Source organism: Ilumatobacter sp. (assembly GCF_046290335.1).
In the GTDB taxonomy this organism is placed as follows: Bacteria; Actinomycetota; Acidimicrobiia; order Acidimicrobiales; family Ilumatobacteraceae; genus Ilumatobacter_A.
Genome location: NZ_JBKAGH010000004.1, coordinates 1 through 25,285, shown reverse-complemented (window position 1 = coordinate 25,285; position 25,285 = coordinate 1). Strand labels below are relative to the sequence as shown.

The window sequence follows — 25,285 nt, the reverse complement described above, 5'->3', positions numbered from 1 at the left end:
CATCACCGAAAGAACGTCAAGATCTCGTCAAGTTGGTGGCCGGGGGTTGAACTCTTCGGAGTGAGCAGCCGAAACGAGAGGGTCTATGTTTCGCGCTCGCTCCCGATCCTCGTCGTCCATGGTGTCGCTCGTCATCGCCATGGCGGCCGCGGCTGGAGCCGTCGGCGCCTCTCCGACCGCGCTCGCGCAGTCCGAGGGCGACGATCCCGAGCCCGTCGAGATCGAGACCGTCGACGACGAAGCGCCAGACAGCGAGCCAGACAGCGAGCCAGACAGCGAGCCAGACAGCGATCCGATGCCGTCCGAACCACTTGCGGCCGACCCGGCCTCTGAGAGTCCGACAGCGGAGCGCGACGGTGGCTCCGACGATCCAGCGGCCCCGAGCGGGCCGCGGCCGGCAACGATCAGCGGACCCGCGACGATCTCGGCGGTCGACCCGACGCCCGACGGTCTGGTCCAGGCCTCACGAGTTGCCGTGGAGGGTGCCCCTGACTTCGATCAACTGGCTCCGACGTCGACCCAGCTCGCGGTCATCACCGAGGTGATGTACAACCCGTCGGCGGTCTACGACTCGCGCGGCGAGTGGTTCGAGGTGTTCAACCCGAGCAGCGCTCCACTCGATCTGACCGGCTGGACGCTCGGAGACGAGATCTACGACCTGCATACGATCACGTCGTTGACGATTCCGCCGGGAGAACACGCGGTGCTGACCCGATTCGGCGAGACGGCGCGCAACGGTGGCGTGGTCGGCGACTACTCCTACGGCGACTCCGTGCTGTTGTTCAACGTCGGTGATCGCATCGTGCTGCGAGACGCCGACGGTCTCGTGGTCGACGTGGTCGACTACAGCCAGCCCGGTTTTCCCGATGCGGTCGGGCGATCGATCTCCCTCGCCGACGGATCGTGGTGCCTGGCGACGACGCCGATGCCGCAGGGCGACCTGGGCTCACCAGGGCGCCCCAACCAGTGCGAGGAGCCCACGGCACGACTCGTCATCACCGAGATCCTTCAGAACCCTGCTCGCACGTCTGACTTCATCGGCGAGTGGTTCGAGGTCACGAACGTCGGATCGGCGTCGGTCGACATGCAGGAATTCGGCGTGCAGGACGACGACGGCGAGTCGTTCGTCATCGACCGCTCGATCGTGGTCGACATCGGCGAGTCCGTGTTGATCGGTATCAGCGACGACCGGACGGTGAACGGCGATGTCGAGGTCGCGTTCGCGTACGGGGACCGGATGCGGCTGCACAACTCCTTCGACGAGCTCGTGCTCACCGACGAGCGCGGGATCCTCGTCGACGCAGTGCGCTGGGACGACGGTCGTTCGTTCCCCGATCCGAACGGCGCGTCGATGACGCTGCTCGACCCGGAACTCGACAACTCGCTCGGCGCTCACTGGTGCACGTCGGCGCGCCGATGGGCGGCCGGCGACTTCGCTTCGCCACAGGCTCCCGGGGACTGCACGCCGCCGTCATACCCCGATGTCGTCATCACCGAAGTGATGTTCGACCCGGAACGTGCGTCATCGGAGCGGCAAGGTGAGTGGTTCGAGATCGCCAACGTCGGGACCGAGACGGCCGACCTCGCCGGCTTCACGATGCGGACGTACTCGACGCAGCACACGGTCGGAGAACTCTCGATTCTCGCCGGTGAGCGCGCCGTCGTCGCCGTGGAATCCGACCCGGCGCGCAACGGTGGCGTCGACGTCGACTACGTCTACGGCGAGTCGCTGCCGCTCTACAACACCATCTCGACGCTCGAGATCGTCGCCCCGGACGGGACGCTGATCGACCGGGTGAAGTGGAGTGCGCCGCTGGGGTTTCCGAACGAGAAGGGCAGTTCGATCGAGCTGCGCGCGACGACGGCCGACAACTCGCTCGGAGCGAACTGGTGTGTGTCGACGCAGCGATATGGCGACGGCGATTTCGGAACGCCCGGAGCCGCTGGAACCTGTAGCGATCCGCTTCCGCCGCTGCCGCTGGTGATCAGCGAAGTGATGCGCAACCCAGCGGTCGTTGTCGACTCGCGTGGCGAATGGTTCGAGGTCTTCAATCCCACGCCCGACGCGGTCGACCTGCGGAACTGGAGTGTGAGCGACGACGGCTCGGAACATCACGTCATCGCCGGATCGGTGGTCGTCGAGCCGGGCGGATACGCCGTCGTCGCCCGCTCCGGCGACACGTCGGCCAACGGTGGAGTGGTGGCGGACTATGTGATCGGCAACGGCATGGTGCTCATCAACACCGTCGATGAATTGGTTCTCAGCGACCCGTACGGCCGAGAAGTCGACCGGTTGGAATGGAACACGACGAACTTGATGCCGCGCCCGAACGGCGCGACGATTGCCCGGATGGAGTCGGCCATGCGGTCGTTCGCGCCGAACTCCGACGTGAGCAACTGGTGTGTCCCGACCGGCCAGTTCGGCTCGGGCGACCGCGGGACGCCAGGCGCACTGAACGACTGCACCGATTCGCGGGCACGCGCCATCGTGATCAACGAGATCCATCGCGATCCCGACGCCGTGCCCGACGCGCAAGGTGAATGGCTCGAGTTGCACAACGCGTCCGACCTCGACGTCGACATCAGCGGCTGGACCCTGCGCGACGACGACGTCGACAGTTTCGTGTTCGACCCGACCCAGCCGGTCGTGATCGAAGCCGGTGGCTACCTCGTCGCCGGTCGCAACACCGAAGCGCTCAACGGCGGGGTCGACATCGACGTCCAGTACGGCGTCGAGTTCATCCACTTCAACACCGCCGACGAGGTCGTGCTGCTCGACCGTGACCTCGCCGTCGTCGACCGCGTCGCCTGGACCGCGAACAACGGCTTCCCGAAGGTGCCGGGTGCGACGATGAGCCTGCGTTCGCCCGAGCTCGACAACTCGATCGGTGCCAACTGGTGTGCTGCGGTCACCGACCAGGGCAACGGCGACCTCGGAACCCCGGGTGGCGCCAATGTGTGCGTGGTGCCCGAACCGGCACCGGCGAATGAGTTGACGCACTCGCTGTTCGCGATCGCGGATGCGTCGTGCAGCGGCGAGATCAGGATGAGCGGATCGGAGCTCGTGATCCACGGCGACGTTCGCTCGAACGACGACATCCGGCTTTCCGGCGCAGTCATCGGACTGAGCGGGTCGATCTCCTACGGCGGCGAGTTCCGTGCCAACGGCTCGAGCGTGACCACCGATCAGTCGCCGGTTCGAGATCCACTCGCCCAGCCGTCGCCGTTCGACTGGCAGCTCGCCGACTTCGCACCAGGTGGTGTCCACGCGCTCGCAGCGTCTGCGTACACGTATCACCCCGACGGGTGGACGGTGACCGGCTCGGGGAGCGCCATCACCCCCGGGCTGCACTACGTGAACGGCGACGTGAGGATGAACCCGGAGTTCGCTCACCTCAACGGCGTCACGGTCGTGGCGACCGGAACGATCAGGATCGGGTCCGGGGCGATCAGCCTGTCGCCGTCGGCGCCGGGTCTGCCGGCGCTCATGGCGGGCGAGGACGCGTGCTCCAAGGCCGGCATCGAACTCAACTCGTCGAACATCTCGATTCGCGGTGCGGTGTACGCACCCGGCTCGCAGATCAAGGTGGCGGGTTCGATGCTGCGCGGAACCGACGCCGCGATTGTCGGCACGTCGATCAAGATGTCGGGGGCGAGCACGATCATCAACGCCGAGGCGTCCGGCCCGACACCGTGACCTGACCGCCATACTTGACGGAGATGAGCACCAACGACGACCATCCCGCCGCTGCGAACTTCGTTCGCGACCTGGTGATCGCTGACGGTGAGCGCCAGACGTTCGGCGGTCGCGTCCAGACCCGCTTCCCGCCCGAACCCAACGGGTATCTGCACATCGGCCACGGCAAGGCGATCACGATCGACTTCGAACTGGCACGCGAGTTCGGCGGCATCTGCAATCTGCGCTTCGACGACACCAACCCCGACACCGAAGACACGTCGTACGTCGACGCGATCATCGACGACCTCGCCTGGCTCGGGTACCCGATCGAGACAGCGCTCTACGCGAGCGACTACTTCGAACAGCTGTACCGCTGGGCACAGGTGCTCGTCGAGCACGGCCTGGCCTACGTCGACGAACAGGACGGCGAGACGATCTCGGCGCAGCGCGGCGGCTACGGCAAGCCCGGCATCGAGAGCCCGCACCGCGATCGCCCGCCCGCAGAGAGCTTGGAACTGTTCGCTCGCATGCGAGACGGGGAGTTCTCAGATGGCGGCCCGGTGCTGCGCGCCAAGATCGACATGCAACACGAGAACATGCAGTTGCGCGACCCGATCATGTACCGGATTCGCAACGCCGAGCACCACCGGACCGGGTCGGACTGGAAGATCTATCCCACCTACGACTGGGCGCACGGGCAGAGCGATGCCATCGAGGGCGTCACCCACTCGTTGTGCACGCTCGAGTTCGACAGCCATCGTCCGCTGTACGACTGGTACCTCGACCGGATCCGAGAGCTCGACGGCCTGCCGTTCGATCAGCCACGCCAGACCGAGTTCGCCCGTCTCGAACTCACCCACACGGTCACGTCCAAGCGCAAGCTCCTGCAGTTGATCGACGACGGCATCGTCGATGGCTGGGATGACCCGCGCCTGCCCACGCTGCGCGGACTGCGGCGACGGGGCTATCCGCCCGAAGCGATTCGTGAGTTCTTCGAGTTCATCGGCGTGTCGCGCACCAACAGCCGCAACGAGATCGAATTGCTGGAGTCGTTCGTGCGGCGGCGCCTCAACGCGATCACGCAGCGCCGCATGGCCGTGCTGCGACCCCTCAAGGTCGTGATCACCAACTGGCCGACCGACGAATCCGGCGCACCGGTCGTCGAGCAGATGGAACTGACCAACAATCCCGAGAACGACGCCGACGGCACGCGACTCGTGCCGTTCACGGGCGAACTGTGGATCGAGCAGGAGGACTTCGCCGCCGACCCGCCGCCGAAGTACTACCGGCTCTCGCCGGGTCGCGAAGTACGCCTTCGCGGGGCGTACTTCGTCACGTGTACCGGGTTCGAGATCGGCGACGACGGCAACGTGGTCGAAGTGCACGTCACCTACGACCCGGCGACCACGGGCGGCAACGCGCCCGACGGCCGCAAGGTGAAGTCGACGATGCACTGGGTGTCGACTGCGCATGCCGTCGACGCAACGGTGGCCCTCTACGAACGGCTCTTCACGGCGGAGGTGCCCGGAGAGGCGACCGGCGACGCGATGGACGATCTCGACCCTGCATCTCGCGAGGTGCTGTCCGGCTGCAAGCTCGAACCGGCGCTCGCTGACACGCCACTCGGTGAGGTCGTCCAGTTCGAACGCCTCGGCTACTTCGCGCACGACCCGGCGATGCCACTGCTGTTCCATCGCACGGTCGGCCTGCGCGACGAATGGGCCAACATCCAGAAACGCAAGGGCTGAGCTCGTGAGGCGGCGTCGTCTCGCCGCGATGGTGGTCGCCGCGTCGATCGCCGTCGCAGGATGCGGCACCGGGAGCGACGACGCCGACACCCGCTCAGCTGGCGACGACCTCGCTCCGCGTGTCACCTTGGGTGCGCCGATCGACACCGGCCCGGCGACGATCACCGTGGTCGCGCCCACGACGGCTCCACCGTCGACTGCGATCCCCACCACCACGAGTCCCGCCAACGCGGCCGCCACGACCACCACGACCGCAGCGTCCACCACGACCGCAGCGACCACCACGACCACGACGACCACCACGACCACCACGACGACGATCACCACGACGACCACGACGACGACCGTGCCGGAGCCGCTCGTCGTCACGACACCGACGAGTGCGGCGGTGTCGACGTCGTGTCGATCGGTCGGGTTGGTGGGCGACTCGACCGCCGTGGGACTCGATGGTGCCAACGGCGTCCTCACCGCTGCGGAATCCGTGGTCTCGACCCTCGGTGCCATCGGAGTGGAGACGGTCCGCCTCGACGTCAGCGGCGGTCGATCCGTCGTCGAGACGTTGCCGGACCAGACCAACGGGCCCGCAGCGATGACATCGATGGTGGCCGCGGGTTTCGATGGATGCTGGGTGATCCTGCTCGGCACCAACGACGCTGCCAACATCGCCGCTGGCTCGAATGCCGGTGTCGCCGATCGGGTCCAGCGGGTGCTCGACGCGGCGGCCGGACTCCCGGTGCTGTGGGTGACGGCGTCGACGGTCCGAGGCGACGGATTCTGGGCGCGACCGAACACGATCGCCTGGAACAACGAACTGATCGGGTTGCTGTCGGGACGCCCCGCCGTCGCCGTGGCCGACTGGGACGCACTCGCGAGTCAGAACCCGTGGTTCGTCACCGACGGCATCCATCCGAACACGGCCGGCCTACGCGCCCGAGCAACGTTCATCGCCGACGCCCTCCGAGCGAACTACCCGGCCTGAGGGTCTCCCGCCCGGAAGTGTGAGTTCAGCGCGCCGATATCGAAGCGGAGAACTCACACTTCTTCGGATCAGTCGGTCGAGGGGATCGCGGTCGGTCATGGTCGTCTGCACTCGAAGGGGTGGCGATGACCGTTGACGACGTCAGCGGGGTTGGATGATGAGTGACTGGACGCTGCGTCCGAGGCGTCCGTCGGCGTCGTAGAGCGCCGACTCGGCGTATCCCGCGCCGGTCGACTCGATCGGGGTGCCGTACAGAGAGTGCGTCACCATCCCGACCCAGTCGCCGACCGGTGGTCGCGCGAGGTGGACGGTGAGATCGGGATTGATGTAGGTGAAGTCCTCGGCCGGGATCGAGCCGCTCACCCCGTTGCCGAAGTCGGCAGCGGCTGCGACGCGCTGGACACCGGACGGCGTCTCGCCGGGGACCACGTCGACGAGCAGGCGAATCCAGACCGAGCACGGACCGAACTCGTCCCACGATCCGGTGACGAAGCGGTGCTCGCAACTGTCGCGGTGGAACGCCGTCACGTCGTCGCCGCCGTCGAAGTCCCACTCGGAGGTCACGAGTCGGCCGTCACCCGGCAGCCCGAGCTCGTCGTCGGCGATGCGAGGATGAGGCGGCAGGGGCATGGCCTCGCATCGGACCCGCAGCGATCGCATCCGCGCGACTTCGGTGTCGCCGTCGAGAAGTCGCGCCGCGACCAGCGACACCTTGCGCCCGGGCCGTTCGACCTCGGTGATCAGATCGAGCGGCCGGCCGACCGGCACACCACGAACCAACTCGACGGTCAGCCGGGCGATCTGCCAATCGACGGGATCGTCGGCCTCACCGGCTCGCTCGGCAGCGCGCGCGAGCAACGCCGACGTCGGGCCGCCGTGACAATGCGTCGGGTCCCACGGACCGCGCGCGAGCTCCGTCGGCACCCAGCGCTCCGCGCCGGCCGGTGCTCCGTCGGCGGGGACGAACAGGGTGTCGCGCCCGCCGACGTCGCCGGTCGAGCTCACCCCACCTCCAGAGGACGCAGCGCGTCGGCCGCTTCGTCGAGGTGCGCGACCCAGCCGTCGGCGCCGCCGGGCTCGTCGAGCGGGAGCACCACGAACTTGGTCGTACCGACATCGATGAAGCGCTGGATCATCCGCTGCAGTGCTTCCCACGAATCGGGGACCAGCTGTGCGACGTCGTCGAGATCGGGGCGACGCTTGGCGAGCACCGCACGCAGGACATCAGGAATCGGACCGAACGAATACGGGATGAGGACGCCGTAGTGGTCGTCTTCGATCTCGCGGTCGTGCTCGGCTGCCACCGACTCGATCACCACGCGACCCGCCTCGGCGTCGGTGGGCAACACGAACGACGGCAGCCAGCCATCCGCGAGTCGACCGACGCGCTTGAGTTCGCTGGGCGCGATTCCACCCAACCAGACGTCCATGCGCTTGGGTGCCGGCTTCACGATGACTCCGTCGTAGCGGAACCGGGGTCCGTCGTGGCTGAACACCTCACCCGACCAGCACTTGCGCATCACCGCGAGCGTCTCGTCGAAGATCGCGGCGCGCTCGGAACGCTCGACGCCGAAGGCCTGCTGCTCGATGGGGTCGACGGCGCCGAGTCCGAACGCAGGGAGCAGGCGACCCCCCGACATCGTGGCCAGGGTGGCGAGCTCCTTGGCGAGCACGACCGGGTTCCGGCCCGGCAGCACCATGACCGACATGCCGAACTTCAAGTTGGTGGTACGGCCCGCGCCGTACGCCATCGCCACGACCGGGTCCGGCGCCTCGCCACTGATCTTCTCCGACAGCCACAGCGAGTCGAAACCATGTCGTTCGAGCGTGTCGACGACCACGCCGTAGCTCTCGTCGTGGAGGCGGGTGCGCGTGCCGAGGCCGTAGCCGATGCGAACCTTCATCGTGCCGCTCCGGCGCTGACGTCGGCGCTGACACCGTCGATGACGTCGTCGATGACGGTGGCGAGATCGTCGATGGCACTGACGAACGGGGAGTGGTCGGTGTCGAGGTCGATCCGGTTCGTGCAGCGGGCTGCCATCGTTGCCTGATGGGCGGGATGCACCGCACGATCCTGCTCGCACAGGACGTATGTCGATGGGATCGTCGCCCTCGGCGAGCCGCTGACCGTCTCGGTCATCGTCGAGATCGGCTGCGGACCGAGGCGGGGGAGCGCCGCGTCGACCACCGGCTGTGGACAGCTTCCGTAGAGCGCTGGCACCGCGGCGCCGGGGTCGAGTGTGGTCGCCGTGCCGTCGTCGCTCGGCACCATGGCGGCGCCGAGCGCGACCTCGTGTCGATCGAACGAGCCGAGCGCGCTCATCACCGACTCGCCGTCGTCGAGCGCGAACGCGGCGACGTAGACGAGATGGCCGACATCGTCGCGGCCCGCAGCGGCCTGCGTGATGACCGCGCCGCCATAGCTGTGGCCGACCAGCACGATGGGTCCGGTGCCACGCGAGGCCAGGAGGTCGAGGACGCCGACGACGGCGGCGGCGTCACCGTGCAGCCCGGTCAGTGGTGCGGTCGACGCACCGTGCCCAGGCAGGTCGACCGCCAGCGACGGGATACCGCGGCGATCGAGTTCGGCCTGGAAGCCGGCCCAACACCACGCGCCGTGCCAGGCGCCATGCACCAAGACGACGGTCGACGGGGGAGCATCGGGGGAAGGGATGGTCATGGCGCGATCGTGTCACAGCGGCAGCCACCGGCCCGAAGCGTTCGATGCCCCGGCGTGATCGCGGGCTGGATGCGGCGCTGTCAGCGGCTGCCGACGAGCACGCGGTCGTCGACGACGGCTTGGCGAACCCGCCCCGTTTGGATCCAGCTGGCGACGAACGCCACGACGATGACCGGCAGCACGATGGCGGCCTGGGGCATCTCGGTGAAACGGCTGGCGAGGACCGCGATGACGACGCTCACCACCGACACGACGGCAGCGAGCTTGACCGCGGCGGTCCAGGTGCGGCGGGTGACTTCCATGTGATCGATCATGCCCGTCCTGAGTTCCGCGCGTCGGGGGAATTGCACTTTGGGCGCGAACTGTCACGGTTTCGCGACAATTGTCAAGCAACCGCGCGCTCCACACGCCGCCGATCAGGTCTGCCCGGGGCGCGCGTCATAGTTTGCGCTGCATGAACACATCTCCTCTCGACCCGCTCGCCCTCTTCCGCCTCGACGACCGCGTCGCGATCGTGACGGGCGCGTCGGCGGGGCTCGGTGAGCGGTTTGCCCGTGTGTTGCATTCGGTCGGCGCCCGCGTCGTGCTCGTCGCTCGCCGACGGGAGCGACTCGAGGCGTTGAGCGACGAGCTTCCCGGTTCGCTGGTCGTCGCCGCCGATCTCTCGTCGGAGTCGGATCGCGAAGCGGTCGTCGCGACGACGCTGGAGCACTTCGGTCGGGTCGACATCTTGGTCAACAACGCTGGCGTCGGTCAGAAAACCGCGGTGGAGGATGAGACACTCGATCAGTTCCGGTTTGCGATGGAGGTCAACGTGACCGCGATCTGGCATCTCTCCAAGCTGTGCGCTCCCTCGATGATCGAGATCGGTCGTGGATCCATCGTGAACGTGGCGTCGATGCTCGGCCACGTCGGCTCGACGCCGGTGAAGCAGGCGCACTACTGCGCGACCAAGGGAGCCGTCGTCAACATGACCCGCGAGCTCGCCTTGCAGTGGGCACGCAAAGGGATCCGGGTCAACGCGCTCAGCCCCGGATGGTTCAAGTCGGAGATGACCGGCGACATGGACACCGACGACTCCAGCCAAGCATTCGTCCGGTCGAACACGCCACTGCAGCGAATGGGCCACGAAGACGAACTCGACGGGGCGTTGCTGCTGTTGGCGAGCGATGCGGGTGGGTTCGTCACCGGGCACTCGCTCCTCGTCGACGGCGGCTGGACCGCTCGCTAGTGCGTCGCCCCTCGCCGGCGCGGCTGGTCACCCGTTCGACCAGGAGGCCCACTCGTTGCTGGCTGGCTGACGCTGTTCGCCTTCGTCCATGCCGGTGACGTCGGGAGGGCCGACGATCGCCGAGTTCGGCGAGCCGACGACCGACTCGTCCTTCTCCGGGTAGTCGAGTTGGTCGAGCACGAAACGCATCGCCTCGACACGACCTCGCTTCTTGTCGTTCGAACGCACCACGGTCCATGGCGCGGCGCCGGTGTGGGTGCGCGCGAACATCTCGTTCTTCGCTGCCGTGTAGCTGTCCCACTTGTCGAGCGAGGCGAGATCGACCGGGCTCAGCTTCCACTGTCGCACCGGGTCGATGTGGCGGATCGTGAACCGGTTGAGTTGTTCGCGTCGAGACACCGAGAACCACAACTTGACGAGCTTCGTGCCCGATTCGACCAGGAGCCGTTCGACTTCGGGTACCTGCAGCATGAACTGTTCGTGCTGGTCGGGCGTGCAGAAGCCCATCACCCGCTCGACCACGGCTCGGTTGTACCAGGAGCGATCGAACAGCGTGATCTCTCCGGCGGTCGGCATCAGCGAGACGTAGCGCTGGAAGTACCACTGGCCTCGCTCGCGTTCGGAAGGAACCCCCAGTGCGACGACGGTCGTCCCGCGAGGGTTCAGGTGTTCGGTGAAGCGCTTGATCGTGCCGCCCTTGCCGGCTGCGTCGCGCCCTTCGAACACGACGACGAGGCGCTGACCGGTTTCTGAGATCCACGCCTGGGCCTTGAGCAGCTCGATCTGCAGCAGCCGCTTGGTGCGGTCGTACTCCGCTCGCGACAGGCGCTCGTCGAACGGATATCCCTCGCGCCATGATTCGATGGGCAGCCCGTTCGGGCCGATCAGGACCGGGTCGTCGACTTCGTCGAAGGTGCCGTGCACGGAGAATCCGCGCTCGACGAACTCCTCGGGCGACAGTTCGCGCAGCCATCTGATCAGCTCCGGTGCGTCGACGGTGCCGTACTGCACTTCTTGGGCGTGTGGCGGTTGCTCAGACATCGTTCCCTATCGAACACGAACCTGCGCTGTTGCGCCACCGGTCCGTCGTTGTTCCGCTCGCGGATGGTCCGGTGTTCAACCGACCCCGACGAGTGTGCTTGACTCTGCGCCGGGGAGGGGAACCACCTTCAAGCGAGCGAGTTCAGGAGAACACCATCATGCTCAAGGAATTCAAGGATTTCATCACCCGAGGCAACCTCATCGACCTCGCGATCGCCGTGGTCCTCGCGACGTTCTTCGCTCCGGTCGTCACAGCGATCGTCGATGGCGTCATCCTCAACCTGATCGCTGCGATCTTCGGTAAGCCGAACTTCGACAGCGTCGCACGTCTCAAGATCAACGACGGCGACCCGATCGCCGGAGATCCGCCGACCTACCTCGAGTTCGGCACGGTCATCACCGCGTTGGTCACGTTCGTGATCGTGGGCTTCGTCTGCTTCCTGATCGTCAAGGCGTACAACAAGCTGCTTGCCGAGAAGGAAGAGGAAGCTACGGGTCCGAGCGAGGTCGACTTGCTCACCGAGATCCGCGACCAGCTCAAGTCCAACAACGGCTGACCGGCCAGCGCCAGCGAGGTACTCGCGCGTTCTGGCGTCGTGACGTCACGAGGGCCCCCAAAGGCGCTTCAATGTCGGGATGCGTTTTCGTCTGCCGCTCGCGCTCGCTCTCGTGCTGGGCGCGTGCGGCGGTGGAGCCGGCGCTGACGACGAAGTGACGGTCTCGCCGACGCCGGTGCCGACCGTCGCCGGTGTCGGTCGGCTTCCCGACACCGTGCCGGAGGACGAGCGATCGGTCACCACCACCGAGCCGCTCGTCGTGGTGACTCGCCCCGTCGACGAAGACACCGGCGCGCTGCTCGCTCCGATCGCCGAGCAGGTCGCGGGCAACCGGCTGCTGGTCATCGGTGATTCGATCATGGCGTCGACGGCGTCGCGGTTCGGTGGTGAGATGTGCGAGGAACTCGCGCCGCTCGGCTGGGCGACCGCCGTCGAAGCCGAGCCGGGTCGGTTCGTCGGGTTCGGCTTACGCGTCCTCGATCGGCTGCTCCCCGACGAACCGAACCCCGATCCGAGCGAAGACTGGGATGCAGCGGCGGTGCATCTCGGCAGCAACTACGACGGGGACCAGGAGATGTTCTTCTCCGACCTCGCCCGGGTGCTCGACCGCCTCGCCCCTCGACCCACCCTGCTGTTCACCGTCACCGAGTTTCGCCCATCGTGGAGCGAGGCCAATGCCGTCATCCGAGCGCTCGCCGACGCGTTCGACCATGTCACGCTGATCGACTGGGAGAAGGCCGCTCGCACGCCCGGGGTCTTGAGCGGCGACGGCTTGCATCCGGGCGACGCTGGCGAACAGGTGCTGGTCGAGTTGACCTCGGCGGCGCTCGGGTCGTTCACGGGTGTGGACGGCGACTGCCTGCGTGCGCAGTTCACCGACGACTCGGCGATCGGTCGAGGCGGCGGCACGCCGAATGGCTCGTCATCGTCGACCGGAGGCGGCTCGTCGTCGTCGACCAGCGGTGGCTCGAGTTCGTCGTCGACCGGCGGCTCCACGACGACTACTGGCGGTTCCACGACGGGGTCCGACTCGACGGGTGGGTCCGACACGACCGGGACCGATACGACGGGTGGGTCCGACACGACGGGGTCCGACTCGACGGGTGGGTCCGACACGGCCGGGACCGACACCACGAGTGGGTCCGACACGGCCGGGACCGACACCACGGGTGGGTCCGACACGACCGGGACCGACACCACGGGTGGGTCCGACACGACCGGGACCGACACGACCGGTGGGTCCGACACGACCGGGACCGACACGACCGGTGGGTCCGACACGACGGGGACGACCGGGACGACGGGTGGGTCCGACACGACGGGGACGACCGGGACGACGGGTGGGTCCGACACGACCGGCACCACCGGTGGATCGACGACGGGGACCACGGGCGGCACGACGTCGGGCACGACCGGGACGACCGGGACGACGGGAACCACGGGCGCCACGACGTCGGGCACCTCCGGCACGACCGGTGGATCGACGACGGGGACCACGGGCGCCACGACGACCGGCTCGACCGGCGGGACCACCGGCGGTGATGCTGCGACGTCCACCACCGGCGACCCCTGAGTGGAGCGGTCGGTGCGGTGTGGCGCGGCTTTCGGGGTCGTGCTTCGTAGCCTGATCGGATGCTCCAAGCGCAGGCGGTGTCGGTAGAGGTCGGAGGTCGACTCGTCGTCGACCGCGCCTCGTTCACCGTCATGGCGCGCGACAAGGTCGGGATCGTCGGGCGCAACGGTGCCGGCAAGACCAGTCTGTTCAAGGTGCTCGGCGGCGCCGTCGAGCCTGCCGCCGGCAAGGTGATGCGTAAAGGCGGGTTCGGGTATCTGCCACAAGATCCCAAGATCGACACCGCGCTCGACGGCCGCACCTGCGTCACCCACATCCTGTCCGGCAAGGGGATCGACGACGAGATCGTCCGCATGGAGAAGCTCCGCATCGCGATGGAGGAAAATCCCGACGAGCGCAACGTCAGCCGCTACATCAAGGCCGAGGAGATGTTCCGCACAACCGGTGGGTACGCCGCGGAGAGCGAAGCGCGGGCGATGGCGGTCGGCCTGGGGTTGCCTCAGGACCGACTCGACCTGCCGCTGAGCGTGCTCTCGGGCGGTGAGCGCCGTCGCGTGGAGCTGTCGCGCATCTTGTTCGCCGGCACCGACGTGCTCTGCCTCGACGAGCCGACCAACCACCTCGACATCGACGCCAAGACCTGGTTGCTGCAGTACATGCGCCAGTACAAGGGCGCGTTGCTGGTGATCAGCCACGACCTCGACCTGCTCGACGAGGCCATCACCCGCGTGCTGCACCTCGATCGTCCGGCCGAAGACGCCGTGGGGACCGTCATCGAGTACCGCGGCACCTACTCGCAGTACCTCCGCGGGCGAGCCGAAGACGAAGCGCGTCAGGCGAAGAAGGCGGCGCAGCAATCCAAGGAGATCGCCCGCATGCAGGGAGTCGTCGACCGCTTCGGCGCCAAGGCGACCAAAGCGGCGATGGCGCACTCGATGGAGAAGAAGATCGCCCGACTCGAATCGAACCGGGTCGACGCACCGCAATCGAAGAAGACCGCCAACGTGCGCTTCCCGCCGCCACCACCGTGTGGCGAGACGGTGATCACCGCCGAGATGCTCTGCAAGGGGTATGGCGGCCCGCCCGTGTTCGAAGACATCGCGTTCGATCTCGGCCGTGCCGAGCGTCTGCTGGTGCTGGGCCTCAACGGTGCGGGCAAGACCAGCCTGCTGCGCATCCTGGCCGGCGAGACGCTCGCCGACCTCGGACACTTCGAGTTCGGCTACCGCGTCCAGGCCGGCTACTACGCCCAGGAGCACGACAACCTGCGTGTGCACGAGAACCTGCTGACCAACCTGCGTGACTCCGTGCCGCCGGGTGTCGAGATGGGCGACTCCCACCTGCGCGGTCTGCTCGGCATGTTCGGGCTCTCCGGCGACAAGGTGTTCCAGGAATCCGGCACGCTGTCGGGCGGCGAGAAGACGAAGCTCGCTCTGGCGATGCTGATGACCGGCAAGAACAACATGCTGTTGCTCGACGAACCGACGAACAACCTCGATCCGCCGTCACGCGAAGCGATCGCCAACGCCCTCATCGACTGGCCCGGTGCGATCATCTTCGTCAGCCACGACACCGACTTCGTCAAGCAACTCGCGCCGACGAAGGTGTTGCTCATGCCCGACGGCGACGTCGACTACTTCTCCGAAGAGTGGCTCGACCTCGTCGAGATGGCCTGAACCGACCCGACCTGACCGGATGGTCGGGCCCGTGTGCACATGGCGAACTACGCTCGACGTCATGCGTATCGGATACTTCGGTGGAACCATCAACGACGGAACGGTCGACGACGTCGTCGCCGAGGCCAAGCAGGCCGAAGCGGACGGGTTCGCCACCTATTGGGCGCCGCAGATCTTCGGACACGACGCACTGACCGCGCTGGCGGTGACCGCCCGCGAGGTGCCGCGCATCGAGCTCGGAACCTCGGTGGTGCCGACCTATCCGCGCCATCCGATGGCGTTGGCGCAGCAGTGCCTCACCGTCAACGCAGTTGCCGAAGGGCGCCTGACGCTCGGCATCGGCCTCAGCCACAAGATCGTGATCGAGAACATGATGGGCATGAGCTACGACAAGCCGATCGGGCACATCCGCGACTACATGAGCATCCTCGGGCCACTGTCACGCAACGAACCGGTGTCGTACTCGGGCGAGCACTACTCGACGCACGCGGCGGTCAACGCGGTCGGCTCCCAGCCCTTCGGTACGGTCATCGCCGCGCTCGGCCCCCAGATGCTGAAAGTCGCCGCCGAACTCGCCGACGGCACGCTCACCTGGTGCACGGGTCCGATCACGCTCGCCGAGCACACCATTCCGACGATCAACGCGGCCGCCGACGCCGCCGATCGCCCGACACCGCGGGTGATCGCTGCGCTCCCGGTTTGTGTGACCGACGATTTCGAGGGGGCCAAGGCACGAGCGGCCAAGGTGTTCGAGATCTACGGTTCGCTGCCGAGCTACCGGGCGATGCTCGACCGCGAAGGCGCGGCTGGGCCGGAAGACATCGCGATCACGGGATCGGCTGATGAAGTGGTCGAACGGATCGGACGTCTGGCCGAGATCGGCGTGACCGACTTCGCGACGGTCGAGTTTCCTGGCAATCCCGACGAGGCCGCTGCGACTCGGGCCGCGGTCAAGCAGTTGCTGTGACCGCTCCCGACCATTCTCGGCCCGCCGACTCCCCGGCCGTCACTGTGTCGGTCGACGAGCGCGGCGTCGCCGTCGTGCTCGTCGATCATGCGCCGATCAACCTGATGACCTTGGAGGTGTTCGCCGAGATCGCGAACGTCACCGCGCTGCTCGCCGATGACGAGTCGGTCCGGGCGGTCGTCCTTCGCTCGGCGAACCCGGAATGGTTCATCGCTCACTTCGACGTGGAGGCGATCCGCGGGTTCCCGCCCGATCAGCCACCGCCCGTCGACCTCAACGGGTTCCATCGGATGTGCGAGACCCTCCGCACGATGCCGAAGCCGACGATCGCACAGATCGAGGGCCGCGTCGGCGGTGGCGGGTCCGAGTTGGCGTTGAGCTGCGACATGCGATTCGCGACGCCCACCGCCGTGTTCAACCAGCCCGAGGTGGCCTTGGGGATCCTCCCTGGCGGCAGTGGAACCGTACGGTTGCCTCGTCTGATCGGCCGAGGCCGGGCGCTCGAGGCGATCCTCGGCTGTGACGACATCGACGCCCGGACGGCGTGCGACTGGGGTTGGATCAATCGCGTGCTGCCCGCCGACGAGATCACCGCATTCGTCGATCGTCTGGCTGAGCGCATCGCGTCGTTCCCGGCGCATGCCGTCGCCGAGGCGAAGGCGTCGGTGTTGCGCGCCGAGCGCGGCGTCACCGGCGACCTGTTGGCGGAAGGCGCTGCGTTCAACCGCACTCTCGGTTCCGACGAGACACAGCGGGCGATGGCGACGTTCATGCACTCCGGTGGGCAGACCCCTGATGGCGAGCGTCGCCTCGGAGCGCTGGCGGGCGAACTCGGGTGAAGCACCGTGCCCTGCTCGTCGCCGTCGCGGCGACGGTCGCGGCCTGCTCGCCGTCGCCGGACGTCGATGTCGAGTCCGCCGACCTGATCGCCGGTCCGCTGCGACCGGATGGCCAGGCCGGCCTCCCCGATGCGACCGACGGTCCGTCGGACGACGACCAGGCACCGACCGGCGCGATCGCCTGGGGCCCGTGTGACGACTTCGGGATCCCCGAGCGCACCACGCAGCAGACCCCGAACTGGGAATGTGGCCGCCTCACCGTCGACATGGATCCGTTCGGCGTCGACGCGTCGCTGGGCTCCGTCGAACTCGCACTGACCCGTCATCGCGCGACCGGCGACCGCCTCGGATCGTTGTTGATCAACCCAGGCGGCCCGGGTGCTGCGGGTCTGCCGACGGCGTGGGGACTCCGGTCGGCGATGCCCACCGAATTGCTGCGAGGGTTCGACATCGTGAGCTGGGACCCGCGTGGTGTCGGGCGCTCGATGCCGGTGATCGACTGCGGCGGCGCGGACTCGTTCGACGTCGGCTACATGGCGACGTGCGTCGCGCTGACGGGAGAACTCAGTGCGTACCTGGCCGCGCCGTACTCCGCCGCCGACATGGAGGCGATTCGCGTGGCGCTGGGAGAGCAACGCCTGGACTACCTCGGCTTCAGCTACGGCTCGATCTTGGGCTCGGAGTTCGCTCGGGCGCACCCCGACCGCGTCGGGGCGTTCGTGCTCGACGGGGTCACCGATCCGCTGGTCGGTTCGACCGACGGGCCGTTCGAGGGAGCGTTCGCCGTGTTCGCCGACGACGGCCGAGACGAGGCGTTCGACCGGTTGATCGAACTCTGCGACCTGACCGATCGCTGTCTGCCCGGGCGCAGCGCAGCGGTCGTCGTCGACCTCTTGTACCTGTCGGTCGGCGATCTCGCGACCGACGACTTCGATGCCGATCCTGCACGGGTGACCGTCGAGGACTTCCAGAGACTTCTGGATCAGTCGCTCGGGTTCGCCGGGGACTGGGAGCTGCTCGCGACCGCGCTCGACGACGCCGACGGCGGCGACGCGTCGGCGCTGGCCTCGATGATCGCCGGCCCCGACGGCGACGGTCCGGGCGGCGAATCGGTCAGCAACTTCGCCGATGCCAACTTCATGATCTACTGCGCCGACCTCGGGCGGTGGTCGGTCGACTCGACGTTCTGCGACGGGCTTCCCGCGAACGAGCGCGCCGTCCAGCAGGTGAGCGCCGTCGACATCGACGTGCCGATGCTGGTCATCGGAACCGAGTACGACCCGCTCACGCCCGGCAAGCACGCACCGGATTTCGCCGCGGCGATCGGCGATGCCTCACATCTGATCTGGGAGGGAGTGGGCCACACCGCGTTCCCGGGATGGACCGACTGCATCGACGACGCCGTGGCGGCGCAGTTCGTGTCGAACGTGCGTCCCCCCGACGGCACGCGCTGCTCGATGATCGAGGACGCGGTCGACGACACCGAACTGGCCGACGACCTCTTCGGCTACGGCGAGAGCGAGGCGATCGACTGGCTCACCGACGCCATCGAAGTACACGAGCGTGTCGATGGAGACGCTGCATGTATCGCCAGCGGGATGATCGTCGACGGTGTCGTCGACGATCGGATCGTGAGCCACATGGTCCTCGACGTCACCTCCGACGCGTCGACGGTGGCCGCGACGGCTGCCGCCGCACGCTGCTGATCAGCGGATCGAGACCGGCATCGAGGCTGGCATCGAGGCGTCGGCACGCACCTGTGCGTAGAAGTCGTTGCCCTTGTCGTCGACGACGATGAACGCCGGGAAGTTCTCGACCTCGATCTTCCAGATCGCCTCCATACCGAGTTCGGGGTACTCCAGCACCTCGACCTTACGGATGTTGTCGAGTGCCAGCCGCGCGGCCGGCCCGCCGATCGAGCCCAGGTAGAACCCGCCGTTGCGTTCGCACGAGTCGGTCACCTGCTGGGACCGGTTGCCCTTCGCCAACATCACCATCGACCCGCCAGCGGCCTGGAACTCGGCGACGTAGGAGTCCATACGGCCCGCCGTGGTCGGCCCGAACGAACCGGATGCGTAGCCCTCCGGGGTCTTCGCTGGGCCCGCGTAGTAGACGGCGTGATCCTTCCACGACTGCGGCATCTCCTCGCCGGCGTCGAGGCGTTCCTTGATCTTGGCGTGAGCGATGTCGCGAGCGACGATCATCGGCCCGCTCAGCATCACCTGGGTCGTGACCGCCAGCTCGGACAGCGTTGCTCGGATCTCGTCCATCGGCCGGTTGAGGTCGATGTGCACGGGCTCGCTCCCGAGCAGCGCAGAGGCGTCGACGGCGGGGAGAAAGCGCGCCGGGTCGGTTTCGAGCTGTTCCAGGAAGAGGCCCTCGGCGGTGATCTTGCCGAGCGCCTGGCGGTCGGCCGAGCAACTCACGGCCATGCCGACCGGGCACGACGCGCCGTGACGCGGGAGGCGGATGATTCGCACGTCGTGGCAGAGGTACTTGCCGCCGAACTGCGCGCCGACTCCGGTGCTCTGTGCCAACTGCAAGACCTTGGCCTCGAGTTCGAGGTCACGGAAGGCGTGGCCCGACGGCGAACCCGACGTCGGCAGCGTGTCGAGGTAGCGCGCGGAGGCCAGCTTCGCGGTCTCGACGGCGATCTCGGCCGAGGTGCCGCCGATGACGATCGCCAAGTGGTACGGCGGGCACGCCGAGGTGCCGATCGCCTGGATCTTGTCGAAGATCCACGGCAGGAGCGTCGCCTCGTTGAGCAGCGCCTTGGTTTCCTGGAACAGGTAGCTCTTGTTCGCGGACCCGCCGCCCTTGGCCATGAACAAGAACTTGTAGGCGTCACCGTCGATGGCCTGGATCTTGATCTCGGCCGGCAGGTTGGTGCCGGTGTTCTTCTCGGTGTACATGTCGAGCGGTGCCATCTGCGAGTAGCGCAGGTTCGAGGTGAGGTACGTGTCGGCGATACCGAGCGCGATCTGACGCTCGTCGCCGCCGCCCGTGAACACGTACTGACCCTTCTTCGCCTTGACGATCGCCGTGCCCGTGTCCTGGCACATCGGCAGGACCCCGCCGGCGGCGATCGACGCGTTTTTCAGCAGGTCGAGCGCGACGAAGCGGTCGTTGTCGGATGCTTCGGGATCGTCGAGGATGTTGCGGAGCTGCTGCAGGTGGCTCGTTCGCAAGAAATGGGCGATGTCGTGCATCGCTGCCGCGGTGAGCGCTCGGATGGCTTCGGGCTCCACATTGAGAAACGTGCCCTCGGGTGTCTCGAACGTCGACACACCTTCGGTCGAGACCAGCCGATACTCGGTGTCGTCGGGCCCGAGCGGGAACATCTCGGTGTAGTCGATCTCGGGGATTTGTTCGTCGGACGCCATGCGCAGAGCCTACGCAGCGGCGGTCGCCCGCTACATTTTCTGGTGATGACGTCCAGTGCCGACTCCGCCGAACGCCCCTCGTGGCGAGGGCGGATGCACGCGGCAGCGTTCTTGCTCGCGATTCCCGCTGGCGTGTTGCTGATCGTCGCTGCTGATCGAAGCGCCGCTCGTGCCGCAGCGTCGGTGTATGCAGCGTCGCTGCTGGTCATGTTCGGGATGTCGGCCGCGTACCACACGCTCGCCAAGTCGGACGCGGCTCGACGCCGCATGCAGCGTCTCGATCACGCCGGCATCTACGTCCTGATCGCTGGAACGTACGTGCCGATGACGATCGTCGCGATGCCCCGGAGCTGGGGCATCCCGCTGCTGTCGGTCGTGGGCGGGGCGGCGTTGCTCGGGGTGCTGATGAAGGTCGTCGCATTCGATCGCCTGCAGTGGCTGTCGTACATGCTCTACCCGGCGATGGGGTGGGCGGTGGTCGCCGCCGGCCCGGTGCTGTTCGACAACTTGACAGGGTTGCAGTTCTCCCTCGTCGTCGCCGGTGGGCTGATCTACACGCTCGGCATCCCGGTGCTCTTCCTCAAGCGGCCCGACCCGTGGCCGCGTACCTTCGGGTACCACGAGGTGTGGCACAGCTTCGTCGTGGTGGCAGCAGCGCTGCATTTCGCCGCCGTTGCATCGTTGGTCGCTTGAACCTCTCGCTGATCCGTTCGCCGGCCCAGTTGATCCTCGCGTCGTTCTCGGCGCTGATCGTGCTCGGCATGTTGCTGCTGACGCTTCCCCTTTCGAGCGACACGTCGGCCGGTCTGGCGTTCGAGGACGCCCTGTTCCTGTCGACGTCGGCGACGACGGTGACCGGGCTGTCGACGATCGACATCGCGGAACTTTCCGTGTTCGGCGAGTTGGTCGTGCTCGGGCTGATCCAGGTCGGTGGGTTCGGGATCATGACGATCGGTTCGGTCATCGCGCTGGTCGCGTTCCGCCACGTCGGACTCCGCCAGCGCAAGTTGGCGCAAGCCGAGATCGGTGCCGTCGACTTCGGCGAACTCAGTCGCTTGCTCTGGGCGATCGCCCGGATCACGTTGGTGGTGGAGGGCACGCTCGCTGCTGTGCTGTTCGTGCGGTTCTGGCAGAACGATGTCGAAGACGGCGTCGGGGCATCGCTGTACTCGGCGGTGTTCCACTCGATCGCCACGTTCAACAACGCCGGGATCTCGCTCTACTCCGACAGCATGGCTCGCTTCGTCGGCGACCCGTTCGTGACGTTGCCGGTCACGTTCGGCTTCATCATCGGCGGACTCGGCTTTCCCGTGATGGTGGAAGCGGCCCGCCGGCTGCGTCAGGAGCGGCGACGGAGAAACCATCGAGACGAGTACCTCGCTCGGGCGGCGCCCTGGAGCCTGCACCTGCGCCTGACCATCGCCGCCACGCTCGTGCTGCTCGTCATCGGGCCGGTGATGGTGCTCACGTTCGAGTGGACCAACCCCGAGACGCTCGGTGCGCTGAGTCTCGGCGACAAGCTCAACGCGAGTTGGTTCCACGGGGTCACCCCGAGAACGGCAGGCTTCAACACGATCGACGTCGGGTCGATGAACGAGCCGACGCTGTTCGGGACGTCGGTGTTGATGTTCATCGGTTCCGGTCCGGCGTCGACCAGCGGTGGGATCAAGGTGACGACCGTGGCCGTGCTGATCGCCGTGCTGTGGGCCGAGGTGCGCAGTACGCCCGACGTCAACGTGTTCCGGCGGCGCATCCCCGAATCGATGATTCGCCAGGCGCTCACCATCACGGTGCTGTCGTTGGCGTTCGTCGTGGTCACCTCGCTCGCGCTGACGGCGACCGACGGGTTGACGCTGTCGTCGGCGCTGTTCGAGGCGACGTCGGCGTTCGGAACCGTGGGACTCTCGACGGGGGTCACCGGGGGCATCGGTACGTTCGGGCACCTGCTGCTCGTCCTCGTGATGCTGGTCGGTCGAGTCGGACCGACCACCTTCGTGGCTGCGATCGCGCTGCGGAGCCGCGAACGGCTCTATCGTCACCCGGAGGAGCGTCCGATCATTGGCTGAGAAATTCGTCCATCACATGCTGCGAGGCCTCGGCCAGCGCATCGAGCACCGCGGCGAAGTCGTCGTCATCGGTCTGGGTCGATTCGGGTCGTCGCTGTCGAGCACGCTCATCGACATGGGCCACGAGGTACTCGGGCTCGACGAATCTGCCAAGCGCGTGCAGGAACACACCGAGCTCCTGACGCACGTCGCGCAGGTCGACACGACCAACATCGACGCGCTCCGCCAGGTCGGGGTGGCCGACGCGACGAGCGTGGTCGTGTGCATCGGCGCAGACGTCGAGGCCAGCGTGCTGACCACAGCGGCGCTTGCCGACCTCGAGATCCCCAACATCTGGGCCAAGGCGCAGACCGAAGCGCACGGCCGGATCCTGGCCCGTGTCGGCGCCCACAACGTCGTGTTCCCAGAAGCCGAGATGGGCAGCCGGGTCGCGCACCTGGTCACAGGCGGATTGCTCGAGTACGTGGCGCTCGACGCCGATTTCGCGCTGGTCGAGATGGCCGCCCCTCCCGAGTTGGTCGGGGTACCGCTCGGCGACAGCGACCTGCGCCGCCAGTACAAGGTCACCGTGGTGTGCCACAAGCCCGTCGGCGGCGCCTTCACCTACGCCGACCGCGAGACCGTGCTGAGTGCGAACGATCTTGTCGTCGTCGCCGGTCACCGCCGAGATCTCGATCGCTTCGCCGCGTCGACCTGAACCCCGTCTGACTGCGCCTGACCGGCGGGATCGCTCGGTTCCGGGACCGTTTGGTCGACGTTTCTAAGAGATCTTTCATCTGGTTCTCAGCGTGGCTTCATCGGGGCGTGCGCAGATGCAGGGCCATGAGCAGCGCCACGCGCCCCCGCCCCTCGTCGGCCGTCTCGGGTTCGTCCGGCGCCGTCATGTCCAGCGCCGTTGCGATCGAGCCGACGTGGCCGGCTGCGCTGAAGACGCTCCTCGGGCGCGATGCCGCCGAGATGTCGACCGAGTACTTCCGGATGCTCGACGCCGACGCGCTCGCTGTTCGGCCCCGCCAGGTCGCCTATCGCTCGGGAAGTTCGACCACGGTTCGCTACGACGTCGACGTGCGCTGGCCGAGCGGGACGACGACCACCGAACCGCTCGTCGCGCTGCTCGGTCGGAAACTCCCCGAGCACGCCATCCGCATGGGCCGCGGCGACGACACGGTCGCACTGTGGCATTGGCCGAACGATCCGATGCTCCCGGGGCTCGCCGCAGCGATCGATCCGGGCCACGTCGGTCGGCTGTTCGCCGACCTCGGCCTCGGCGACGACCCAGTCGTGCTGCGAGTTCGCGCCTACCGCCCCGGGCGACGAGCGGTCGTCGAGGCCGACAACGGCACGGTCCGCGTGTTCCTCAAGGTCGTCCGACCCCACCGAGCCGAAGCGCTCCACGAAACGCACCGCTCGCTCGCCGGTCGGCTGCCGGTCCCCGACAGCATCGGGTGGACGAACGAAGGCATCGTCGTGTTGCCCGGAATCGGTGGCGCCACGTTGCGCGAGGTGCTGCACTCCGACGGGGACGTTCCCGACCCTGCCGAGATCGACAGCCTGCTCGATCACCTGCCGGCGGAACTGGCCGAACGAGCGCTTCGCACGAACTGGCTCGACCTCGCCCGCCTCCACGCCGACTCGATCGCGACGACCGTGCCGGGTGCAGCCCGGCGGGTCGGCGAGGTGATCGGTCGGCTCGACGCGGCGTCCGACGCGGCGGTCGAGCACCCGGTCGTGCCGATTCACGGCGACATGTACGAGGCGCAGTTGATGGTCGAGGGTGGTCGCGTCGTCGGCCTGCTCGATGTCGACACGGCGGGCGCTGGTCACCGGGTCGACGACATCGCCAACTTCTGTGCGCACCTGTCGGTGCTGGCCCTGGTGTCGCGGCCCTCGGCGCCGATCCGTCGCTTCGGCGCCCGGCTTCTGGCGCACGCCGAGCAACGGCACGACCGGGCCGATCTGCGGTTGCGGATCGCCGGTGCCGTGGTCGGCCTCGCGACGGGCTCGTTCCGGGTGCTCGAACCGGACTGGGAGCGCCACACCCTCACCCGCCTCGATCTGGCGGGCGACTGGATCGCGAGCGCACGACGCGACCGCCCGCCCGACTGAGACGGGGCAGGGGCCACGGTGAGAGAAGTCTCATCGTCGTCTCCTCAGGGTCTCATCGACGACCCGCACCATGGATCTCATCACCACGACAACCGGACACCCGTCCGATCACCTCAGGAGGAACACGACATGCGACCCACACGTTGGAAGATGATCATCGGCACCACCGCAGCCGCCAGCCTCTCGGTGGGAGCCGCCGCTGCCGCCGGCAACACCTCGGGGATCTCGCTCAACGATCTCCGCCAGCCGACCGAACTGCTCGAGTCCGGCGACGACAGCTCGTCGACCACGGTTCCGGAGAACTCGGTTCCGGGCAACTCGGTTCCGGGCAACTCGGTTCCGGAGAACTCGGTTCCGGAGAACTCGGTTCCGGAGAACTCGGTTCCGGAGAACTCGGTTCCGGAGAACTCGGTTCCGGAGAACTCGGTTCCGGAGAACTCGGTTCCGGAGAACTCGGTTCCGGAGAACTCGGTTCCGGATTTCGATCCGTCGCCGGAGTCGTTGGATTCCCCGTTCGAGAGCGTTCAGGATTCCTTGGACTCGCCGTTCGACAGCCCCGACGACCCGTCCCCGATGTCGGTGCAGACGCCGGTCACGCTGGACTCACTCGACACGCCGGCCCCCGCACCGGCGCCGGCACCCGCTCCGGCTCCCGCTGCGGACACCCCCGACGAGCCGGTGTCGGTCAACACCCCGGCCGATCCCGTGTCGATCGATACTCCGGCCGATCCGGTGTCGATCGATACTCCGGCCGATCCGG

At 67.4% G+C, this 25,285-nt stretch carries 20 protein-coding genes and 2 pseudogenes; 15 read left to right on the top strand and 7 right to left on the bottom strand.

Translation table 11 applies throughout. From position 1 onward, the window contains the following. Positions 1-118: 118 nt before the first annotated feature. Genes ACE37B_RS16175 through ACE37B_RS16165 form a run of 3 tightly spaced genes read left to right on the top strand, consistent with a single transcriptional unit; the run spans position 119 to position 6,406 of the window. Positions 119-3,697, top strand: coding sequence for a lamin tail domain-containing protein (locus ACE37B_RS16175; protein ID WP_409924369.1), 3,579 nt, complete (start codon positions 119-121; stop codon positions 3,695-3,697). A 23-nt stretch (positions 3,698-3,720) separates the two neighbouring features. Next, positions 3,721-5,427: a glutamine--tRNA ligase/YqeY domain fusion protein gene (locus ACE37B_RS16170; protein ID WP_409924368.1), complete on the top strand. Its 1,707-nt coding sequence runs from the start codon at positions 3,721-3,723 to the stop codon at positions 5,425-5,427. 4 nt (positions 5,428-5,431) lie between these two features. Further along, positions 5,432-6,406: a GDSL-type esterase/lipase family protein gene (locus ACE37B_RS16165; RefSeq protein WP_409924367.1), complete on the top strand. Its 975-nt coding sequence runs from the start codon at positions 5,432-5,434 to the stop codon at positions 6,404-6,406. Positions 6,407-6,547: 141 nt separating this feature from the next. Here the strand turns inward: ACE37B_RS16165 and ACE37B_RS16160 are convergent, their stop codons facing one another. From ACE37B_RS16160 to ACE37B_RS16145, 4 genes are all read right to left on the bottom strand, one after another. Further along, positions 6,548-7,411 carry a thioesterase family protein gene (locus ACE37B_RS16160; RefSeq protein ID WP_409924366.1) on the bottom strand — a complete coding sequence of 288 codons (864 nt, stop codon included), beginning with the start codon at positions 7,409-7,411 and terminating at the stop codon, positions 6,548-6,550. Next, entirely contained in the window at positions 7,408-8,310 is a 903-nt protein-coding gene (locus tag ACE37B_RS16155) for an LLM class flavin-dependent oxidoreductase (protein ID WP_409924365.1), read from the bottom strand. The genes ACE37B_RS16160 and ACE37B_RS16155 overlap by 4 nt, the downstream gene beginning before the upstream one ends. After that, the gene (locus tag ACE37B_RS16150; protein ID WP_409924364.1) at positions 8,307-9,086 is read right to left on the bottom strand and encodes an alpha/beta fold hydrolase; all 780 of its coding nucleotides are present in this window, start codon (positions 9,084-9,086) and stop codon (positions 8,307-8,309) included. The genes ACE37B_RS16155 and ACE37B_RS16150 overlap by 4 nt, the downstream gene beginning before the upstream one ends. An 80-nt stretch (positions 9,087-9,166) precedes the next feature. Then, on the bottom strand, positions 9,167-9,388 hold the full coding sequence (locus ACE37B_RS16145; protein WP_409924363.1) for a hypothetical protein: 222 nt from the start codon (positions 9,386-9,388) through the stop codon (positions 9,167-9,169). A 152-nt stretch (positions 9,389-9,540) separates the two neighbouring features. Between ACE37B_RS16145 and ACE37B_RS16140 the strand changes: the two genes are divergently transcribed. After that, a complete protein-coding gene (locus ACE37B_RS16140) occupies positions 9,541-10,317 on the top strand; it encodes an SDR family NAD(P)-dependent oxidoreductase (protein ID WP_409924362.1) in 777 nt (258 codons plus the stop codon). Between the two features lie 27 nt (positions 10,318-10,344). Here ACE37B_RS16140 and ppk2 read toward each other — a convergent pair whose 3' ends face one another. Further along, a complete protein-coding gene (gene ppk2, locus ACE37B_RS16135) occupies positions 10,345-11,358 on the bottom strand; it encodes a polyphosphate kinase 2 (protein ID WP_409924361.1) in 1,014 nt (337 codons plus the stop codon). A 158-nt stretch (positions 11,359-11,516) separates the two neighbouring features. Between ppk2 and mscL the strand changes: the two genes are divergently transcribed. From mscL to ACE37B_RS16105, 6 genes are all read left to right on the top strand, one after another. Next, complete coding sequence (mscL, locus tag ACE37B_RS16130) at positions 11,517-11,915, top strand: large conductance mechanosensitive channel protein MscL (protein ID WP_409924360.1); 399 nt, start codon at positions 11,517-11,519, stop codon at positions 11,913-11,915. 79 nt (positions 11,916-11,994) lie between these two features. Then, positions 11,995-13,488 (top strand): SGNH/GDSL hydrolase family protein, encoded by a 1,494-nt coding sequence (locus tag ACE37B_RS16125; protein WP_409924359.1) that lies wholly within the window; start codon positions 11,995-11,997, stop codon positions 13,486-13,488. Positions 13,489-13,547: 59 nt separating this feature from the next. Continuing rightward, the gene (locus ACE37B_RS16120; RefSeq protein ID WP_409924358.1) at positions 13,548-15,164 is read left to right on the top strand and encodes an ABC-F family ATP-binding cassette domain-containing protein; all 1,617 of its coding nucleotides are present in this window, start codon (positions 13,548-13,550) and stop codon (positions 15,162-15,164) included. A 61-nt stretch (positions 15,165-15,225) separates the two neighbouring features. Next, positions 15,226-16,131, top strand: a complete 906-nt coding sequence (locus ACE37B_RS16115; protein ID WP_409924357.1) for a TIGR03564 family F420-dependent LLM class oxidoreductase — start codon at positions 15,226-15,228, stop codon at positions 16,129-16,131. Continuing rightward, on the top strand, positions 16,128-16,970 hold the full coding sequence (locus ACE37B_RS16110) for an enoyl-CoA hydratase/isomerase family protein (protein WP_409924356.1): 843 nt from the start codon (positions 16,128-16,130) through the stop codon (positions 16,968-16,970). Before ACE37B_RS16115 ends, ACE37B_RS16110 begins: the two co-directional genes overlap by 4 nt. After that, positions 16,967-18,676 carry an alpha/beta fold hydrolase gene (locus ACE37B_RS16105; RefSeq protein WP_409924355.1) on the top strand — a complete coding sequence of 570 codons (1,710 nt, stop codon included), beginning with the start codon at positions 16,967-16,969 and terminating at the stop codon, positions 18,674-18,676. The genes ACE37B_RS16110 and ACE37B_RS16105 overlap by 4 nt, the downstream gene beginning before the upstream one ends. Here ACE37B_RS16105 and ACE37B_RS16100 read toward each other — a convergent pair whose 3' ends face one another. Beyond that, positions 18,677-20,353: a fumarate hydratase gene (locus tag ACE37B_RS16100; RefSeq protein WP_409924354.1), complete on the bottom strand. Its 1,677-nt coding sequence runs from the start codon at positions 20,351-20,353 to the stop codon at positions 18,677-18,679. Between the two features lie 45 nt (positions 20,354-20,398). On the opposite strand from ACE37B_RS16100, the gene trhA reads away from it, so the two are divergent. The 4 genes from trhA (at position 20,399) to ACE37B_RS16080 (ending at position 24,525) form a co-directional block, all read left to right on the top strand. Then, positions 20,399-21,046, top strand: coding sequence for a PAQR family membrane homeostasis protein TrhA (gene trhA, locus ACE37B_RS16095; protein WP_409924353.1), 648 nt, complete (start codon positions 20,399-20,401; stop codon positions 21,044-21,046). Further along, entirely contained in the window at positions 21,043-22,419 is a 1,377-nt protein-coding gene (locus ACE37B_RS16090; RefSeq protein WP_409924352.1) for a TrkH family potassium uptake protein, read from the top strand. The genes trhA and ACE37B_RS16090 overlap by 4 nt, the downstream gene beginning before the upstream one ends. Beyond that, positions 22,412-23,116: a potassium channel family protein gene (locus tag ACE37B_RS16085; protein ID WP_409924351.1), complete on the top strand. Its 705-nt coding sequence runs from the start codon at positions 22,412-22,414 to the stop codon at positions 23,114-23,116. Before ACE37B_RS16090 ends, ACE37B_RS16085 begins: the two co-directional genes overlap by 8 nt. 125 nt (positions 23,117-23,241) lie before the next feature. Beyond that, positions 23,242-24,525, top strand: a complete 1,284-nt coding sequence (locus ACE37B_RS16080; RefSeq protein WP_409924350.1) for a phosphotransferase — start codon at positions 23,242-23,244, stop codon at positions 24,523-24,525. Positions 24,526-24,638: 113 nt separating this feature from the next. On the opposite strand, the pseudogene ACE37B_RS16075 reads toward ACE37B_RS16080, so the two are convergent. Beyond that, positions 24,639-24,953: pseudogene (locus ACE37B_RS16075) on the bottom strand (pentapeptide repeat-containing protein); the annotation flags it as partial. Here ACE37B_RS16075 and ACE37B_RS16070 point away from each other — a divergent pair. Further along, positions 24,869-25,285 (top strand): annotated as a pseudogene (locus ACE37B_RS16070) (pentapeptide repeat-containing protein); the annotation flags it as partial. The pseudogenes ACE37B_RS16075 and ACE37B_RS16070 sit on opposite strands and share 85 nt — an antisense overlap.